General features: G+C 50.5%; 14 protein-coding genes. 5 read left to right on the forward strand and 9 right to left on the reverse strand.

The window, feature by feature from the left end; genetic code table 11:
• The first annotated feature begins 39 nt into the window (after positions 1 to 39).
• The 3 genes from ldtD (at position 40) to gloC (ending at position 3,276) form a co-directional block, all read left to right on the forward strand.
• Positions 40 to 1,872, forward strand: a complete 1,833-nt coding sequence (gene ldtD / locus A1WG_RS04695; RefSeq protein ID WP_000925970.1) for a L,D-transpeptidase — start codon at positions 40 to 42, stop codon at positions 1,870 to 1,872.
• Positions 1,873 to 2,053: 181 nt separating this feature from the next.
• Positions 2,054 to 2,602 carry a peptidoglycan L,D-endopeptidase MepK gene (locus A1WG_RS04690; RefSeq protein ID WP_001516120.1) on the forward strand — a complete coding sequence of 183 codons (549 nt, stop codon included), beginning with the start codon at positions 2,054 to 2,056 and terminating at the stop codon, positions 2,600 to 2,602.
• A 26-nt stretch (positions 2,603 to 2,628) separates the two neighbouring features.
• Positions 2,629 to 3,276 (forward strand): hydroxyacylglutathione hydrolase GloC, encoded by a 648-nt coding sequence (gloC, locus tag A1WG_RS04685; RefSeq protein ID WP_001109447.1) that lies wholly within the window; start codon positions 2,629 to 2,631, stop codon positions 3,274 to 3,276.
• 50 nt (positions 3,277 to 3,326) lie between these two features.
• Here the strand turns inward: gloC and aspC are convergent, their stop codons facing one another.
• From aspC to pncB, 4 genes are all read right to left on the reverse strand, one after another.
• On the reverse strand, positions 3,327 to 4,517 hold the full coding sequence (aspC, locus tag A1WG_RS04680) for an aspartate transaminase (RefSeq protein WP_000462674.1): 1,191 nt from the start codon (positions 4,515 to 4,517) through the stop codon (positions 3,327 to 3,329).
• A 184-nt stretch (positions 4,518 to 4,701) separates the two neighbouring features.
• Positions 4,702 to 5,775 carry a porin OmpF gene (gene ompF / locus A1WG_RS04675; protein ID WP_000977929.1) on the reverse strand — a complete coding sequence of 358 codons (1,074 nt, stop codon included), beginning with the start codon at positions 5,773 to 5,775 and terminating at the stop codon, positions 4,702 to 4,704.
• A 602-nt stretch (positions 5,776 to 6,377) separates the two neighbouring features.
• The gene (asnS, locus tag A1WG_RS04670; protein WP_000117892.1) at positions 6,378 to 7,778 is read right to left on the reverse strand and encodes an asparagine--tRNA ligase; all 1,401 of its coding nucleotides are present in this window, start codon (positions 7,776 to 7,778) and stop codon (positions 6,378 to 6,380) included.
• A gap of 169 nt (positions 7,779 to 7,947) precedes the next feature.
• Positions 7,948 to 9,150 (reverse strand): nicotinate phosphoribosyltransferase, encoded by a 1,203-nt coding sequence (gene pncB / locus A1WG_RS04665; RefSeq protein ID WP_016242622.1) that lies wholly within the window; start codon positions 9,148 to 9,150, stop codon positions 7,948 to 7,950.
• Positions 9,151 to 9,415: 265 nt separating this feature from the next.
• On the opposite strand from pncB, the gene pepN reads away from it, so the two are divergent.
• Positions 9,416 to 12,028, forward strand: coding sequence for an aminopeptidase N (pepN, locus tag A1WG_RS04660; protein WP_000193796.1), 2,613 nt, complete (start codon positions 9,416 to 9,418; stop codon positions 12,026 to 12,028).
• Between the two features lie 105 nt (positions 12,029 to 12,133).
• On the opposite strand, the gene ssuB is transcribed toward pepN, so the two are convergent.
• Genes ssuB through ssuE form a run of 5 tightly spaced genes read right to left on the reverse strand, consistent with a single transcriptional unit; the run spans position 12,134 to position 16,370 of the window.
• The gene (ssuB, locus tag A1WG_RS04655; RefSeq protein WP_001516122.1) at positions 12,134 to 12,901 is read right to left on the reverse strand and encodes an aliphatic sulfonates ABC transporter ATP-binding protein; all 768 of its coding nucleotides are present in this window, start codon (positions 12,899 to 12,901) and stop codon (positions 12,134 to 12,136) included.
• Positions 12,898 to 13,689, reverse strand: a complete 792-nt coding sequence (gene ssuC, locus A1WG_RS04650) for an aliphatic sulfonate ABC transporter permease SsuC (protein WP_000235185.1) — start codon at positions 13,687 to 13,689, stop codon at positions 12,898 to 12,900. The genes ssuB and ssuC overlap by 4 nt, the downstream gene beginning before the upstream one ends.
• Positions 13,690 to 13,700: 11 nt before the next feature.
• A complete protein-coding gene (gene ssuD, locus A1WG_RS04645; RefSeq protein WP_001516124.1) occupies positions 13,701 to 14,846 on the reverse strand; it encodes an FMNH2-dependent alkanesulfonate monooxygenase in 1,146 nt (381 codons plus the stop codon).
• A complete protein-coding gene (locus tag A1WG_RS04640; protein ID WP_016242623.1) occupies positions 14,843 to 15,802 on the reverse strand; it encodes a sulfonate ABC transporter substrate-binding protein in 960 nt (319 codons plus the stop codon). Before A1WG_RS04640 ends, ssuD begins: the two co-directional genes overlap by 4 nt.
• Positions 15,795 to 16,370, reverse strand: a complete 576-nt coding sequence (gene ssuE, locus A1WG_RS04635) for an NADPH-dependent FMN reductase (RefSeq protein WP_001516126.1) — start codon at positions 16,368 to 16,370, stop codon at positions 15,795 to 15,797. The genes A1WG_RS04640 and ssuE overlap by 8 nt, the downstream gene beginning before the upstream one ends.
• A 236-nt stretch (positions 16,371 to 16,606) precedes the next feature.
• On the opposite strand from ssuE, the gene pyrD reads away from it, so the two are divergent.
• Positions 16,607 to 17,617: a quinone-dependent dihydroorotate dehydrogenase gene (gene pyrD, locus A1WG_RS04630; protein WP_001516127.1), complete on the forward strand. Its 1,011-nt coding sequence runs from the start codon at positions 16,607 to 16,609 to the stop codon at positions 17,615 to 17,617.
• The last annotated feature ends 160 nt before the right edge of the window (positions 17,618 to 17,777 follow it).

A 17,777-nucleotide genomic window follows, 5' to 3' on the forward strand; every position in this document is an offset into this window, starting at 1 on the left:
CCTGGCTATTCAAAGTATGATAAAAACAGGGGGCAAGGGATGTTGCTTAACATGATGTGTGGTCGTCGGCTTTCGGCAATAAGTTTTTGTCTGGCCGTAACATTCGCTCCACTGTTCAGTGTGCAGGCTGATGAGCCTGAAGTAATCCCTGGCGACAGCCCGGTGGCTGTCAGCGAACAGGGAGATGTACTGCCGCAAGCGCAAGCGACGGCAATTATGGCGGGGATCCAACCGCTACCAGAGGGTGCGGCGGAAAACGCTCGCACACAAATCGAATCTCAATTACCCGCAGGTTATAAGCCGGTTTATCTTAACCAGCTTCAACTGCTGTATGCCGCACGTGATATGCAGCCGATGTGGGAAAACCGTGATGCGGTTAAAGCTTTCCAGCAGCAACTGGCGGAAGTGGCGATTGCCGGTTTTCAGCCGCAGTTTAATAAATGGGTAGAGTTACTGACTGACCCAGGCGTTAACGGTCTGGCACGTGACGTAGTGTTGTCGGATGCAATGCTGGGTTACCTTCATTTCGTTGCTAACATTCCGGTCAAAGGCACGCGCTGGCTATACAGCAGTAAACCTTATGCACTCTCAACACCACCGCTCTCGGTCATTAACCAATGGCAGGTGGCGCTAAATAATGGCCAATTGCCAACGTTTGTTGCAGGACTGGCACCGCAGCATCCGCAATATGCCGCGATGCATGAATCTTTACTGACCTTGCTCAGTGATACCAAACCGTGGCCACAACTGACCGGTAAAGCAACGTTGCGTCCTGGCCAGTGGAGTAATGACGTACCAGCACTGCGCGAAATATTGCAGCGCACAGGTATGCTCGATGGTGGGCCGAAAATTACGCTGCCTGGCGATGAAACACCCGCTGATGCAGTCGTTAGCCCATCTGCCGTTGCCGTCGAAACTGCGGAAAAGCAAACAAAGTTTCTTAGTAAACCTAAGCCAACTGTACGTGCCGCCTACGATAATGAGCTTGTTGAAGCGGTTAAACGTTTTCAGGCATGGCAAGGATTGGGGGCAGATGGTGCTATTGGTCCAGCCACACGTGATTGGCTCAATGTGACACCTGCACAGCGTGCAGGTGTGTTGGCGCTCAACATCCAGCGTTTACGTTTGCTGCCTGCGGAGCTTTCTACCGGCATCATGGTCAATATACCGGCCTATTCTTTGGTCTATTACCAGAACGGTAATCAGGTGCTGGACTCGCGGGTGATTGTCGGCCGTCCTGACCGCAAAACACCAATGATGAGCAGTGCCTTAAACAATGTGGTAGTGAATCCGCCGTGGAACGTACCGCCGACGCTGGCACGCAAAGATATTCTGCCGAAAGTGCGTAATGATCCGGGCTATCTGGAAAGCCATGGCTATACGGTGATGCGTGGCTGGAACAGCAAAGAAGCAATTGACCCGTGGCAGGTTGACTGGTCGACGATTACCGCGTCGAATTTACCGTTCCGCTTTCAGCAAGCTCCAGGCCCACGAAATTCGCTAGGACGGTATAAATTTAATATGCCGAGTTCAGACGCTATCTACTTACATGACACGCCTAATCACAATCTGTTCAAGCGTGATACGCGTGCGTTGAGCTCTGGCTGTGTGAGGGTGAATAAGGCATCCGATCTGGCAAACATGCTGTTGCAGGATGCAGGCTGGAATGACAAGCGTATTTCCGATGCTCTGAAGCAGGGAGATACCCGTTACGTCAATATCCGTCAGTCTATCCCGGTTAATCTCTACTACCTGACAGCATTTGTCGGCGCAGATGGGCGTACTCAATATCGTACAGATATTTACAATTATGATCTGCCTGCGCGATCCAGCTCGCAAATTGTATCGAAAGCGGAACAATTAATCAGGTAAATGAAGTAGTTCGGGGAAATCAGTTGTCGTAATAATTGGCATGATTGGGGGCTATTCCTTGTAGCCCCCATCACTGCTGGGGTTGAGTCACCTTGACGTTAGCTTTATGGGCGGTTAAGGTGCACTCTTGTGCGCCAGAAGTGCATATAAACGATAACATTGACCTGTAGACTTGATTACCATGGACAAATTCGACGCTAATCGCCGCAAACTACTGGCGCTTGGTGGCGTTGCACTTGGTGCTGCCATCTTGCCGACCCCTGCGTTTGCGACACTCTCCACCCCACGCCCGCGTATTTTGACACTCAACAATCTCCATACTGGAGAGTCAATTAAAGCGGAGTTTTTCGATGGCAGAGGCTATATTCAGGAAGAATTGGCAAAACTAAACCATTTTTTCCGCGATTTCCGCGCGAACAAAATAAAGTCCATCGATCCAGGATTATTCGACCAGTTGTATCGCCTGCAAGGCCTGTTAGGTACTCGCAAGCCGGTACAGTTAATTTCTGGTTACCGTTCTATCGACACCAATAATGAATTACGCGCACACAGCCGTGGAGTAGCGAAGAAAAGCTATCACACCAAAGGCCAGGCGATGGATTTCCATATTGAAGGCGTCGCGTTAAGCAATATTCGCAAAGCCGCGTTATCTATGCGCGCAGGTGGTGTAGGATATTACCCACGTAGTAACTTTGTGCATATTGATACCGGACCTGCACGGCACTGGTAGCAATCGCTTAACGAAACAGGGGCAGTATGAATTATCGTATTATTCCGGTCACTGCATTCTCCCAGAACTGCTCATTGATCTGGTGTGAACAAACTCGCCTGGCAGCACTGGTTGATCCTGGCGGTGATGCGGAAAAAATTAAACAGGAAGTTGATGCCAGCGGCCTGACGCTGATGCAGATCCTACTGACACATGGCCATCTGGATCACGTTGGTGCAGCGGCGGAACTGGCAAAACATTACGGCGTGCCAGTACTTGGTCCGGAAAAGGAAGATGAGTTCTGGCTGCAAGGCTTGCCTGCGCAAAGCCGCATGTTTGGCCTGGATGAGTGTCAGCCACTGACGCCGGATCGTTGGCTGAATGAAGGCGACACGATCAGCATAGGGAATGTGACTTTACAGGTGTTACATTGCCCAGGGCATACACCGGGTCATGTGGTCTTTTTTGATAATCAGTCAAAACTGCTGATTTCTGGCGACGTCATTTTCAAAGGTGGAGTAGGGCGCAGTGACTTCCCACGTGGCGACCATAATCAACTGATCTCCTCTATCAAAGATAAACTGCTGCCGCTTGGCGATGATGTGACGTTTATTCCAGGGCACGGGCCGTTATCCACCCTCGGCTATGAACGGTTGCATAACCCCTTCCTGCAAGACGAAATTCCCGTCTGGTAAAGGCGCATAAAAAAGCCCGCTTTCACAGCGGGCTTCATTGGTTTTAATGCTTACAGTACAGCCACAATCGCTTCGCACAGCGGAGCCATGTTGTCTGGCGTCATCCCGGCTACGTTCACACGACCGGAAGCCACAGCATACACGCCAAACTCTTCACGCAGACGCAGTACCTGTTCTTTAGTCAGACCGCTAAAAGAGAACATGCCGTTTTGTTTGATAATGAAACTGAAGTCGCGGTTTGCGCCTTTTTCCTGCAGCGTATTAACGAACAATTGACGCATACGCTGAATACGCTGACGCATATCAGTCAGCTCTTGTTCCCAGATAGCACGTAACGCATCATTACTCAGGATAGTGGCAACAACCGAAGCTCCGTGCGCGGGTGGGTTAGAATAGTTCGCACGAATCGCCGCTTTCATCTGACTGAATGCGCGATCCACGGTTTCACTGTCCGCAGCAACCAGCGTACATGCGCCTACACGCTCGTTGTACAGACCAAAGTTTTTAGAGTAGGAACTGGCGACGATCAGTTCTTTATGCAGAGCTGCGAAAACGCGCAGACCTTCAGCATCTTCTTCCAGACCGCGAGCAAAACCCTGGTAAGCAAAGTCAAACAGCGGTAACCAGCCTTTCTCAACGGAAAGCTGCGCCAGCGTTTGCCATTGCTCCAGTGTAGGATCAATGCCGGTTGGGTTATGGCAGCAACCGTGGAACAGCACCACGTCGCCAGCCTGGGCTTCGTTCAGACTGTTAATCAGGGCGTCGAAGTCCAGAGTATGTTTTTCCGCGTCGTAATAAGCGTATTCACGTACTTCCAGACCTGCAGAGTTAAAGACGCTCTTATGGTTCGGCCAGCTAGGGTTGCTCACCCACACACGCTTAACGTCGGTATTTTTTGCCAGGAAATCGGCAGCCACGCGTAACGCACCAGTACCACCAGGGGTCTGAGCTGTGCGGGCGCGTTTGTCGTTGATTAGGGCGCTACCTTTACCAAACAGCAGTTCCTGGGTGCAACGACCAAATTCAGGAATACCGTCAATGCCGAGGTAGTTTTTGGTGGTTTCATTTTCGAGCAGATACTGTTCAGCCTTTTTAACGCTGGTCAGTACCGGGGTTTTGCCCGTCTCATCTTTATAGACACCAATCCCGAGGTTAATTTTGCCGGGACGTTCATCGGCACGAAACAGATCGGCCAGGCCCAGAATCGGGTCGGCAGGAGCGGCGGTAATGTTCTCAAACATGACGAGGTTCCATTATGGTTACAGAAGGGAAGTCCGCTATCAGGGTAACGGGAGATTTACAAAATTCCAACTATTACTGATGAAAACGCCGGCTGTTTTTGCAAGACGTGAGATTGCTCTGGAAGGCATAAAAAAAACAGGACCAAAGTCCTGTTTTTTCGGCATTTAACAAAGAGGTCTGCTATTAGAACTGGTAAACGATACCCACAGCAACTGTGTCGTCAGAACCTACGCCCAGTTTGTTGTCAGAATCGATCTGGTTGATGATGTAGTCAACATAGGTAGACATGTTTTTGTTGAAGTAGTAGGTTGCGCCCACTTCAACATAGTTCACCAGATCAACATCACCGATACCACCTTCTACGTCTTTCGCTTTAGATTTGGTGTAAGCGATGGACGGACGCAGACCGAAGTCAAACTGGTATTGTGCAACTAACAGGATATCTTGCGTTTTGTTAGCAAAGCCGCCGGTGATCGGCGTAGCGTTACGGGTTTCACCGTAGTTTGCTGCCAGGTAGATGTTGTTCGCATCGTACTTCAGGCCAGTAGCCCACTGTTCAGCTTTTTTACCCTGGCCGAGAGGCTGGGCTTCCTGCAAGTTTGTACGGTCAGCAGCACCATAAGCACCAACGATACCAAAGCCTTCGAATTCGTAGCTGATGGAGCCGCCAACACCGTCGCCGTTAGAACGACGTGCGGTGTCGCGTTCGTTTTTACCCAGGTACTGAACAGCGAAGTTCAGGCCGTCAACCAGACCAAAGAAGTTTGAGTTACGGTAAGTTGCAACGCCGCCAACACGACCAACGAAGAAGTCATCGCTGTATGCAGTGTCACCACCAAATTCCGGCAGCATATCGGTGTAACCCAGTGCGTCATAAACAACACCATAGTTACGACCGTAATCGATTGAGCCAGCGTCAGCAAATTTCAGACCAGCGAACGCCAGACGGGTTTTGTTGCCATTTTGGGCATCAGAACCCTCAGAGTTGTTACCCTGGAAGTTGTATTCCCACTGACCGTAACCGGTCAGATCAGAATTGATTTGAGTTTCCCCTTTAAAACCAAGACGGGCATAGGTCATATCGCCATTGCCACCGTAACTGTTTTCACCGTTACCCTTGGAAAAATAGTGCAGACCGACAGCTTTACCGTACAGATCTACTTTGTTGCCATCTTTGTTATAGATTTCTGCAGCGTTTGCAGTTCCTGCTACTAACAGAGCAGGGACGATCACTGCCAGAATGTTGCGCTTCATCATTATTTATTACCCTCATGGTTTTTTTTATGACACCTGCCACTGCCGTCAATAAGTTTCGTCAATAAATATTTACGGAGCTATTGATGAAAGTTTGGTGTCTTTATGTATCTGCAGGCATCTTTCCATTCAAACTAACGTTTCGCTACCGTGAAAGTGCTACAAAGATAAAGATATAGTTACAAAAAGAAAAAATGTGTAACCAAGTATTAATTTTAAGGAACTTTGTGAACACCGTCATATTTCCACCAGGATTTAATGATATTTATGGCGGATCTTATATATGTATATGATTTACTTATATTAAATCTAACTAAACAGAAATTTTCTTTCTGATGATTTCTCTCTGTGACTTCTCTCTAATACACTTTCAGCCATCCAGAAAGCCAATAATAAGTATAAAAATTGTGCTATCAGATAAGAAATGACTAATCCGCAATAAGGCTATGGGTTATTTTTTGTTCGCAAATGTTGCAAAGAAACATTCCGTAACAGGAAGATTGCTTTGGCAGGGTTGCAATTAGATTGATTGACTTAACAAACAGATAACTTGACAGAAGGGGATAAAAAAGAGCCAGCGGGTGCTGGCTCTCGGAAAAGTTAAATTAGAAACTGGCGTTACGTGGAGTGCGTGGGAACGGAATTACGTCACGCACGTTTTGAACGCCAGTCACGTAGGCGATCAGGCGTTCAAAACCAAGACCAAAACCGGAATGTGGAACAGTACCGTAGCGACGCAGATCGCGATACCACCAGTAATCTTCTTTATTCAGGCCCATCTCCAGCATACGTTCGTCCAGAACGTCCAGACGCTCTTCACGCTGGGAACCACCAATGATCTCACCGATACCCGGAGCCAGAACGTCCATTGCTGCAACGGTTTTACCGTCTTCGTTAAGGCGCATGTAGAACGCTTTAATGTCTTTCGGATAGTTTTTCACGACTACCGGCGCTTTAAAGTGTTCTTCTGCCAGGTAACGTTCATGCTCGGAAGAGAGATCCACACCCCAGTAAACCGGGTTTTCAAATTTCTTACCGCAGTTTTCGAGGATGGTTACCGCGTCGGTATAATCCACCTGCGCGAAGTCTGCCTCAATGAAACGCTCCAGACGTGAAACTGCATCTTTATCCACGCGTTCAGCGAAGAATTTCATATCGTCAGCACGTTCTTCGAGAACCGCTTTAAAGACGTATTTCAGCATGGCTTCTGCCAGGCCGGCGATATCGTTCAGGTTAGCAAACGCGACTTCCGGCTCCAGCATCCAGAATTCCGCCAGGTGACGGCTGGTGTTGGAGTTTTCTGCACGGAAAGTCGGGCCGAAGGTATAAATTTTAGACAGCGCACAGGCATAAGTCTCGCCGTTTAACTGGCCTGATACGGTCAGGAACGACTCTTTACCGAAGAAATCTTTGTCGAAATCAACTTTGCCCTGATCGTTACGTGGCAGGTTTTCCAGATCCAGTGTTGAAACACGGAACATTTCGCCAGCGCCTTCGGTATCGGACGCGGTGATCAGCGGTGTAGAAACCCAGAAGAAACCTTGTTCGTTAAAGAATCGATGCAGTGCCTGCGCCAGCGTGTGGCGAACGCGCGCAACGGCACCAATCAGGTTGGTACGTGGACGCAGGTGAGCGACTTCACGCAGATACTCAATGCTGTGGCGTTTTGCTGCCATCGGGTAAGTGTCTGGATCTTCAACCCAACCAGCGACTTCAACATTGCTGGCCTGAATTTCAAATTGTTGCCCCTGGCCCGGCGACGCCACGACTTTACCCGTCACAATGACCGAGCAACCGGTGGTCAGACGCAGTACGTCTTCATTGTAATTGGGCAGAGAATTATTGATGACAGCCTGTACAGGATCAAAGCAGGAACCGTCATAAACGGCGAGGAAGGAGATGCCAGCTTTTGAATCTCGGCGGGTACGTACCCATCCGCGTACGGTGACTTCGCTGTCAACGGCTACGCGGCCCTGGAGTACGTCGGCTACAGGCACAACGCTCATAATATTCTCTCTGTTAATAGTCGGAAAAAATAAACACTTGTCCACCCGTGAAATGGGGGGATACCTATGTTACCTGGCATCCGCAATCAGACAAGCAGAATTCGCAGATGCAGCGAAAGATTTCGGAATTAAAGGTAAAAAAGGGAGCCGTTATGGCTCCCTGATGATATTAACTGGCTTTTTTAATGTGCGGAAGGTCGAACGCTTTACGAAGTGCGCGAACAAACGCCTTGTCGTGGCAGATTGTTTTGCCAGGACTGTCAGAAAGTTTCGCCACAGGTTTACCGTTACACTCCACCAGCTTAATCACAATATTCAGTGGCTTGACTTGGGGGATATCGCAGGTCAGGCGTGTACCTATACCAAAACTTAATTGCACACGGGAAGAGAAGTGGCGATAAAGCTCGACCGCTTTGCGTAAATCCAGATTGTCAGAGAAAACCAGCGTTTTGCTCTGAGGGTTGATTCCCAGCGTCTCATAATGCGCGATGGCTTTTTCGCCCCATTCTACCGGGTCGCCAGAGTCATGACGCAGCCCCTGATAGCGGCTGGCAAATTCCACGCCGAAATCACGCAAGAATGCGTCCATAGTAATGCAATCGGTTAACGCAATTCCCAGTTGATCGGGATATTCATTGAGCCATGCGGCAAGTGCGGCACGTTGGCTGTTGGCAAGATCCGGGCTGATTTGTTGATGCGCCTGGAACCATTCGTGAGCCTGAGTTCCCATTGGCGTGAGGGAAAGCCGACGCGCCAGATCGTAGTTACTGGTGCCAACGAACCAGGATTCTTGTTGCAAACGTTGAACGATGGTTTCCTGGACTTCGCGGGAAAAACGTCGGCGGGTGCCGAAATCCATCAGATGGAAGCGCGACATATCGAGATCGGCAGTTAACGCCGAGAAGTCGACTAATTTGCTTTCCAGCGTATCGAGGGCTTGCGCAACGTCGGCCTGCGGTGAGCGGTAGCGATGTACCAGTTCACTGATGACCGCCAGCAAAGGAACTTCCCAGAGGATGACTTCACGCCACGGACCGCTTAAACGAATATCCAGCTTGCCGTTATCGTTGGTGACGGTGACCTGTTCCGGGTTAAAGCGGAACTCGCGCAACCAGTTGAGGTAGTCGGCCTTAAAAAAAGGCAGGGCAGAGAGCCATTGATATTCATCATCCTGCAGGCGCAGACGCTGCATCGCCTGGACCTGTTCACGAATAGCATCGGCATAAATACCCAGCAGATCGTCACCTCGGCAACGAAACTCCGCCGCGACATGCACATCATAATAGTGATGAAACACGGCTTGCTGCATATGCAACTTATAAGCATCTGTATCCAGCAGCGAGTGCAGAACAGGAGAAGCGAATTGTGTCATAGGTGCGCAGTAGCGTCCTCGTACGGGAGCGTTTAGTACAATAAACATCTTCAGGAACTGCTGGAGTATACCTTGTTTCGCAATTTATTGAACCCCGATCACACCATATGCCACGTTTATGGTCGATGGCGTTGCGCTCTGTATGTTATAAAAATGTAGCAATAAAAGCGTTTGTACCTGAAAAGATGAAGATTCTGCGTAGCGAGATTTATACAACAGGAATAGACTGAACACCTGACTCTATAAAAGATGCTAAAGGTTATTTATGACTCAACAGCCACAAGCCAAATACCGTCACGATTATCGTGCGCCGGATTACCAGATTACTGATATTGACTTGACCTTTGACCTGGACGCGCAAAAGACGGTGGTTACCGCGATCAGCCAGGCTGTCCGTCATGGTGCATCAGATGCTCCACTTCGTCTTGACGGCGAAGATCTTAAACTGGTCTCTATTCATATTAATGATGAGCCGTGGTCCGCCTGGAAAGAAGAAGAGGGCGCACTGGTCATCAGTAATTTACCGGAGCGTTTTACGCTCAAGATCGTTAATGAAATTAGCCCTGCGTCCAACACTGCACTGGAAGGGCTTTACCAGTCAGGCGATGCGCTTTGCACCCAGTGTGAAGCCGAAGGTTTCCGCCACATTACGTACTATCTCGATCGCCCGGACGTGCTGGCGCGTTTTACGACTAAAATTATTGCCGATAAAACCAAATACCCGTTCCTGCTTTCCAACGGTAACCGCGTTGCGCAAGGTGAGTTGGAAAACGGACGTCACTGGGTACAGTGGCAGGACCCGTTCCCGAAACCGTGCTATCTGTTTGCGCTGGTGGCAGGCGATTTTGATGTGCTACGCGACACCTTCACCACGCGTTCTGGCCGCGAAGTGGCGCTGGAGTTGTATGTCGATCGCGGCAACCTTGACCGCGCGCCGTGGGCGATGACCTCGCTGAAAAATTCCATGAAGTGGGATGAAGAGCGCTTTGGTCTGGAGTATGACCTTGATATTTATATGATCGTTGCCGTGGACTTCTTCAACATGGGCGCAATGGAGAATAAAGGTCTTAACATCTTTAACTCCAAATATGTACTGGCGCGCACCGACACCGCTACCGACAAAGATTACCTCGACATTGAACGCGTTATTGGCCATGAATATTTCCACAACTGGACCGGTAACCGTGTGACTTGCCGCGACTGGTTCCAGCTTAGCCTGAAAGAAGGTTTAACCGTGTTCCGCGATCAGGAGTTCAGCTCTGACCTGGGTTCCCGTGCCGTTAATCGCATCAACAATGTGCGCACCATGCGCGGGTTGCAGTTTGCGGAAGACGCCAGCCCAATGGCTCACCCAATCCGCCCGGACATGGTCATTGAGATGAACAACTTCTATACCCTGACCGTTTACGAGAAGGGCGCAGAAGTGATTCGAATGATCCACACCCTGCTGGGCGAAGAAAATTTCCAGAAAGGGATGCAGCTCTATTTCGAGCGTCATGATGGCAGTGCGGCAACCTGTGACGATTTCGTCCAGGCGATGGAAGATGCGTCAAATGTCGATCTCTCTCATTTCCGCCGTTGGTACAGCCAGTCCGGCACGCCGATTGTGACTGTTAAAGACGACTACGATCCAGAAACTGAGCAGTACACCCTGACCATCAGTCAGCGCACGCCAGCTACGCCAGATCAGGCAGAAAAACTGCCGCTGCATATTCCGTTTGCTATTGAGTTGTATGACAACGAGGGCAAAGTAATCCCGTTGCAGAAGGACGGTCATCCGGTCAATTCAGTGCTGAATGTCACCCAGGCGGAACAGACTTTTGTTTTTGATAACGTCTACTTCCAGCCGGTGCCTGCGCTGCTGTGTGAATTTTCCGCGCCGGTGAAACTGGAATATAAATGGAGCGATCAGCAACTGACCTTCCTGATGCGTCATGCGCGCAATGATTTTTCCCGCTGGGATGCGGCGCAAAGTCTGCTGGCAACGTACATCAAACTGAATGTCGCCCGTCATCAACAAGGGCAGCCGTTATCGCTGCCAGCACATGTTGCAGATGCTTTCCGCGCTGTGCTGCTCGATGAGAAGATCGACCCGGCGCTGGCGGCAGAAATCCTGACACTGCCTTCTGTCAATGAAATGGCGGAACTATTCGATATCATCGATCCGATTGCCATTGCCGAAGTTCGCGAAGCACTCACCCGTACACTGGCGACTGAACTGGCGGATGAATTGTTGGCTATCTATAACGCCAATCACCAGAGTGAGTATCGTGTTGAACATGAAGACATTGCGAAACGTACTCTGCGTAATGCCTGCCTGCGCTTCCTCGCCTTTGGTGAAACGCATCTGGCTGACGTGTTAGTGAGTAAGCAGTTCCATAAAGCGAACAATATGACCGATTCGCTGGCGGCACTTTCGGCGGCGGTTGCTGCGCAGTTACCGTGCCGTGACGCGTTGATGCAGGAGTACGACGACAGGTGGCATCAGGACGGTCTGGTGATGGATAAATGGTTTATCCTGCAAGCCACCAGTCCAGCGGCGAATGTGCTGGAGACGGTGCGTGGTCTGTTACAGCATCGCTCATTCACCATGAGCAACCCGAACCGTATTCGTTCGTTGATTGGTGCGTTTGCAGGCAGCAACCTGGCAGCGTTCCATGCTGAAGATGGCAGTGGTTACCAGTTCCTGGTGGAAATGCTCACCGATCTGAACCGCCGTAATCCGCAGGTGGCTTCACGTTTGATTGAGCCGCTGATTCGCCTGAAACGTTACGATGCCAAACGTCAGGAGAAAATGCGTGCGGCGCTGGAACAATTGAAAGGGTTGGATAATCTCTCTGGCGATCTTTACGAGAAGATCACCAAAGCACTGGCTTAATATAAAAGTGCCTGATGCGACGCTGGCGCGTCTTATCAGGCCTACAAACCCGTTGGAATTGTTGGTTTTGTAGGCTGATAAGGCGTTCACGTCGCATCTGGCATGTTAACCATGACGCCGAACTGGTTGTTCAGAATGCCCTCGCTGCATCACCCGCTGTAACACTTCCGCTTCCAGTTCCGCTAACCGTACCGACCCTAATCGGCGCGGGCGAGGAATATCCACCGTCAAATCCAGGCCAATCTTTCCCTCTTCAATCAACAGCACCCGGTCAGCCATCGCTACCGCTTCGCTCACATCATGCGTCACCAGCAAGACGGTAAAGCCGTGCTCCTGCCAAAGTGACACAATTAAATCCTGCATCTCCAGTCGCGTTAAGGCGTCCAGTGCGCCCAGCGGCTCATCGAGCAACAATAAACCCGGACGATGAATTAACGCTCTTGCCAGCGCCACACGCTGTTTCTGCCCACCAGAAAGTGCGGCAGGCCATTCCCCGGCACGATTTTCCAGCCCTACAGCAGCCAGTGCCTGATGCGCCGCATCGCGCCATTGGCCTTTAAGACCTAACCCAACGTTATCAATCACCGATTTCCATGGCAGCAGACGCGCATCCTGAAACATCATCCGCGTATCATCCTGAATCTCGGCCAGCGGTGTTATACCCGCCAGTACATCACCTGCGGTTGGTGTTTCCAGCCCTGCCAGCAGACGCAGCAGAGTACTTTTACCGCCGCCGCTACGACCAACAACAGCCACAAACTGACCTGCCGGAATATGCAAATCCAGTTGATTCAGCACGATATTTTCTGCGTAATGTTTGCTCACCGCATTAAGTAGCAGTGGTGTACCCTGGTTCAGACGGGCAGTATTCATGCCGTGGCCTCCTTCAGATGATAAGCCGGGTTCCAGCGCAACCAGAGACGCTCTAGCAATTGGGCGCTAATGTCAGCAAGTTTGCCGAGCAGGGCGTAGAGAATAATGGCGACGACGACGACATCCGTTTGCAGAAACTCCCGCGCATTCATCGCCAGATAACCAATGCCAGAATTGGCAGAGATGGTTTCGGCAACAATCAGCGTCAGCCACATCAGGCCCAACGCAAAACGCACGCCGACCATAATTGAGGGCAGGGCACCAGGCAGGATCACATGCACAAACAGCGGCAAGCCGGATAAGCCATAGCTACGCGCCATCTCCACCAGCCCGCGATCGATATTACGGATGCCGTGCCAGGTATTGATATAAATGGGGAACAGCGTGCCGAGCGCTACCAGGAAAATTTTTGCAGACTCATCAATGCCAAACCACAAAATCACCAGCGGGATCAGCGCCAGATGCGGCACGTTGCGCAACATTTGAATTGAGCTGTCCAGCAACCGTTCTCCCCAGCGCGACAGGCCGCTAATCAATCCCAGAATCAACCCCAGCGATCCGCCAATCGAAAAACCAATCAGCGCCCGCCAGGAGCTGATCGCCAGATGCTGCCAAAGCTCACCGCTGGCCGAGAGCGTCCAGAACGCGGCCACCACTCCTTCCGGAGAGGGCAAAATACGCGTCGACAGCCAGCCAACCGAGGAGGCCAGTTGCCACACCGCCACGATGCCCACCGGTAAAAACCAGGGGGCAACGCGCAATAACCACTTCTTCACTGGCGTTGCCATCATTTTCTTCCTTAGCTTTGCGCGACATTACGTGGGATGAACTCATTCGCTACCGCTTCGCCTTGCAGGTTCAATGGCTGTGGTTGGGGAATCTGTGGAATGGCAACATCCAGATGTGGGAACAGTAATTCGCCAACCCGATACGCTTCTTCCAGATGTGGATATCCTGAGAGGACAAAACTGTCGATGCCAAGCGCGGCGTATTCGTTGATTCGTGCGGCGACTGTCGGACCATCGCCTACCAGCGCCGTCCCCGCACCGCCGCGTACCAGACCAACGCCTGCCCATAAATTGGGGCTGATCTCCAGGTTGTCGCGCTTGCCGTTATGTAACGCAGCCATTCGCTGTTGCCCCACGGAATCCGTGCGGGCAAATGCAGCCTGTGCTCTGGCGATGGTGTCATCATCAAGATGGGAGATTAACCGTTCTGCGGCCTGCCACGCTTCGTCGTTGGTTTCGCGGACAATCACATGGAGGCGAATACCGAAACGAATTTTGCGACCATGTGCGGCCGCTTTTGCCCGCACTTGCTCGATCTTCTCTTTTACCAGTGCTGGCGGTTCGCCCCAGGTGAGATAAAGATCAACTTGTTCTGCGGCCAGATCCTGGGCGACGTCTGACGATCCGCCAAAGTAAAGCGGAGGATACGGTTGTTGAATCGGTGCAAAGAGTAGTTTTGCCCCGCGCACATGAATATGCTTACCGTTGAAATCGACAGTTTCTCCCTGCAATAAACGTCGCCAGACCTGAGTAAATTCCGCCGAGGCTGCGTAACGCTCGCTGTGGTCGAGGAACACGCCGTCTCCCGCCAGTTCTTGTGGATCGCTGCCTGTTACCAGGTTAAACAACGCACGGCCATTCGACAGACGGTCGAGCGTGGCGGCCTGGCGGGCGGCAACGGTAGGTGACGTTACACCAGGGCGCAGGGCGACAAGAAACTTCAGCCTTTGCGTAACCGGGATCATCGACGCCGCCACCAGCCACGCATCTTCGCAGGAACGGCCCGTAGGGATCAGCACGCCGGTATAGCCAAGACGATCCGCCGCTTGCGCGATCTGTTGCAGATAACCGTGATCAACCGGACGAGACTCTGTTTCCGTTCCCAGATAATGACCGTCACCGTGCGTAGGTAAAAACCAGAATATATTCAGACTCATAATTGTTTTCCTTCCAGTTGAGTGGGGTGCCAGATGCGCTGGCGAATATCGACTTTTTTCGGCAGCAGATGATTTTCATAAAACAGGTCGGCAGTATGTTGCTGTAAAGCGGCAACCTCGGCACTCACTGGTTTGATGGTGGTGGGAGGACGGTGGCCAAGATAAGAGGCTATTACCGGTGCCGGTAAGCCCATCGTTTTTGCCAGCAAGGTGATACTTTGCTCGCGCTGGCTGTGGGTTAACGCATCGGCCTGGCTAAAGGTCTCCAGTACGCCCTGAATAAAGGCACCGTTTTTTTCTGCATAGGGGCGGGCCGCCAGATAAAACGACCCGGTCTGATTCAGACCAGTACCATCTTTTAATACCCGCACACCACCCTGTAATAATGCAGCAGAGTAGTAAGGATCCCAGATGGCCCAGGCATCTACGTTACCTTGCTGGAAGGCCGCGCGGGCATCAGCAGGTGTCAGGTAAGTGGGCTGGATATCGGTGAATTTAAGCCCGGCCTGTTGCAGTGCGCGTAGTAACAGGTTGTGCGAACTGGAACCTTTCTGAAATGCGACTTTGTGGCCCTTCAGTTCAGCCACGGTTTTTATGGGACTGTTTTCTGGCACCAGAATGACTTCGGCTTTTGGTTTTGGCGGCTCGACACCGACGTATACCAAATCCGCACCAGCAACTTGGGCAAAGATAGGTGGAATGTCGCCCGTGCTGCCAAGATCAATACTGCCGATGTTGAGTGCTTCCAGCATCTGCGGACCCGCAGGAAATTCCACCCATGAAATTTTTGTTTGCGGATAGCGTTTTTCCAGGAGTTGATGGCTTTTTGCCAGCACCATGCTGATGCTGCCTTTCTGATAACCTATCCGTAACGCTTCAGGCGAAGACTCCGCAGCAACCGCGAGCGTAGTGACGCTAAGTAATCCCGCCAGCGCCAGTTTAAATATGTTACGCATGGGCGTTTCCTCGTAGAGAGAAAAGATCAGGAACCTGGACATCACGACGGTGCAACGCCTGCCAGAAGGCTTCGAGTGCGACATCAAGACGGGATTGCAGATTCGGCGTGAATTGCGGCTTATGCTGGAAATCAATCACCTGCGAGTCATCGGCAAACACACCGTGCAGGATCTCCTGCGCTTTTAAAGCGCTTAGTACCGGTTTGAGTGCGTAATCGACCGCCAATAGATGAGCCACTGTGCCGCCTGTTGCCAGTGGTAAAACCACTTTGCCTTGCAGTGCGCGTTCAGGTAGCAGGTCGAGAAGGGTTTTTAACGCCCCGGAATAAGCCGCTTTGTAGACGGGGGTCGCGACAATCAGCCCGTCAGCCTCTTGCAGTTGTGCAGTGAAAGTTTTCAGGGCCGGGCTGTCGAAACGTGCATAGAGCAAATCTTCCGGGGCGAAGTTTTGCAGATTCCAGTGATAAACCTCCACATCCAGGCTATTCAGCTTTTCTCGCGCATATTCCAGTAAGGAACTGGAGCGAGAAGGAAAGCGAGGACTTCCAGCCAGGGTAATGACACGCATACTCTCTCCTTATAACTAATTGTTCTTATTTCGTTAACATTGATAACAATTGGGTCAGTCTGACAGAGGGAGCTGGTGAGTCGAAATGATTTATCTGGTGAAGGAAAGCCAAAAAAAGCATAAAAAAGGCGCAATAAGAAAACGTTTGCTATTTATTGCCGCAGGTCAATTCCCTTTTTGGCTGAACTCGCACATAATACGCCCCCGGTTTGCACACCGGGAATCCAGGAGAGTTCATGTACTACCCCTTCGTTCGTAAAGCCCTTTTCCAGCTCGATCCTGAGCGCGCTCATGAATTTACTTTTCAGCAATTACGCCGCATTACCGGAACGCCGTTTGAAGCACTTGTTCGGCAGAACGTTCCAGCGAAACCGGTTAACTGCATGGGACTGACCTTTAAAAACCCGCTTGGTCTGGCTGCCGGTCTTGATAAAGACGGGGAGTGTATTGACGCTTTAGGTGCAATGGGATTTGGATCGATCGAGATCGGTACTGTCACCCCGCGTCCACAGCCAGGAAACGATAAGCCTCGTCTCTTTCGCCTGGTGGATGCGGAAGGTTTGATCAACCGTATGGGCTTTAATAACCTCGGCGTTGATAATCTCGTAGAGAACGTTAAAAAAGCCCATTATGACGGTGTTCTGGGAATTAACATCGGCAAAAATAAAGATACGCCGGTAGAGCAGGGTAAAGATGACTATCTGATTTGTATGGAAAAAATCTACGCCTATGCGGGATATATTGCCATCAATATTTCATCGCCAAACACCCCAGGATTACGCACTTTACAATATGGCGAAGCACTGGATGATTTATTAACTGCAATTAAAAATAAGCAAAATGATTTACAGGCGATCCACCATAAATATGTGCCAATTGCAGTGAAGATCGCGCCGGATCTTTCTGAAGAGGAGTTGATCCAGGTGGCCGATAGTTTGGTTCGCCATAATATTGATGGTGTTATTGCGACTAATACCACCCTCGATCGTTCTTTAGTTCAGGGAATGAAAAATTGCGAGCAAACCGGTGGTTTAAGTGGTCGCCCGTTACAATTAAAGAGTACAGAAATTATTCGCCGCTTGTCGCAGGAATTAAACGGCCGTTTACCAATCATTGGTGTTGGTGGTATTGACTCGGTCATCGCCGCCCGTGAGAAGATTGCTGCGGGTGCATCACTGGTGCAAATTTATTCTGGTTTTATTTTTAAAGGCCCGCCGCTGATTAAAGAAATCATTACCCATATCTAATTATTTCTTTCATTTTCTCTTTATAAGATAATCAGGGCTTTATTTTCAGCCCTGGTTGTTTTATATTCATTCCTGTTACTTATTTAGATATTTTGTACTTTTCTTGTTGAGGTTATTAAGCAAAGCGACAATGGAATGTGTTGCGGTAGATTTATAGGGT

Source organism: Escherichia sp. KTE96, from assembly GCF_000408525.1.
In the GTDB taxonomy this organism is placed as follows: Bacteria; Pseudomonadota; Gammaproteobacteria; order Enterobacterales; family Enterobacteriaceae; genus Escherichia; species Escherichia marmotae.

Coding starts and splice junctions, on each gene's coding strand:
- ldtD (WP_000925970.1), top strand. CDS start 40: ATGTTGCTTAACATGATGTGTGGTCGTCGGCTTTCGGCAATAAGTTTT.
- A1WG_RS04690 (WP_001516120.1), top strand. CDS start 2,054: ATGGACAAATTCGACGCTAATCGCCGCAAACTACTGGCGCTTGGTGGC.
- gloC (WP_001109447.1), top strand. CDS start 2,629: ATGAATTATCGTATTATTCCGGTCACTGCATTCTCCCAGAACTGCTCA.
- aspC (WP_000462674.1), bottom strand. CDS start 4,517: ATGTTTGAGAACATTACCGCCGCTCCTGCCGACCCGATTCTGGGCCTG.
- ompF (WP_000977929.1), bottom strand. CDS start 5,775: ATGATGAAGCGCAACATTCTGGCAGTGATCGTCCCTGCTCTGTTAGTA.
- asnS (WP_000117892.1), bottom strand. CDS start 7,778: ATGAGCGTTGTGCCTGTAGCCGACGTACTCCAGGGCCGCGTAGCCGTT.
- pncB (WP_016242622.1), bottom strand. CDS start 9,150: ATGACACAATTCGCTTCTCCTGTTCTGCACTCGCTGCTGGATACAGAT.
- pepN (WP_000193796.1), top strand. CDS start 9,416: ATGACTCAACAGCCACAAGCCAAATACCGTCACGATTATCGTGCGCCG.
- ssuB (WP_001516122.1), bottom strand. CDS start 12,901: ATGAATACTGCCCGTCTGAACCAGGGTACACCACTGCTACTTAATGCG.
- ssuC (WP_000235185.1), bottom strand. CDS start 13,689: ATGGCAACGCCAGTGAAGAAGTGGTTATTGCGCGTTGCCCCCTGGTTT.
- ssuD (WP_001516124.1), bottom strand. CDS start 14,846: ATGAGTCTGAATATATTCTGGTTTTTACCTACGCACGGTGACGGTCAT.
- A1WG_RS04640 (WP_016242623.1), bottom strand. CDS start 15,802: ATGCGTAACATATTTAAACTGGCGCTGGCGGGATTACTTAGCGTCACT.
- ssuE (WP_001516126.1), bottom strand. CDS start 16,370: ATGCGTGTCATTACCCTGGCTGGAAGTCCTCGCTTTCCTTCTCGCTCC.
- pyrD (WP_001516127.1), top strand. CDS start 16,607: ATGTACTACCCCTTCGTTCGTAAAGCCCTTTTCCAGCTCGATCCTGAG.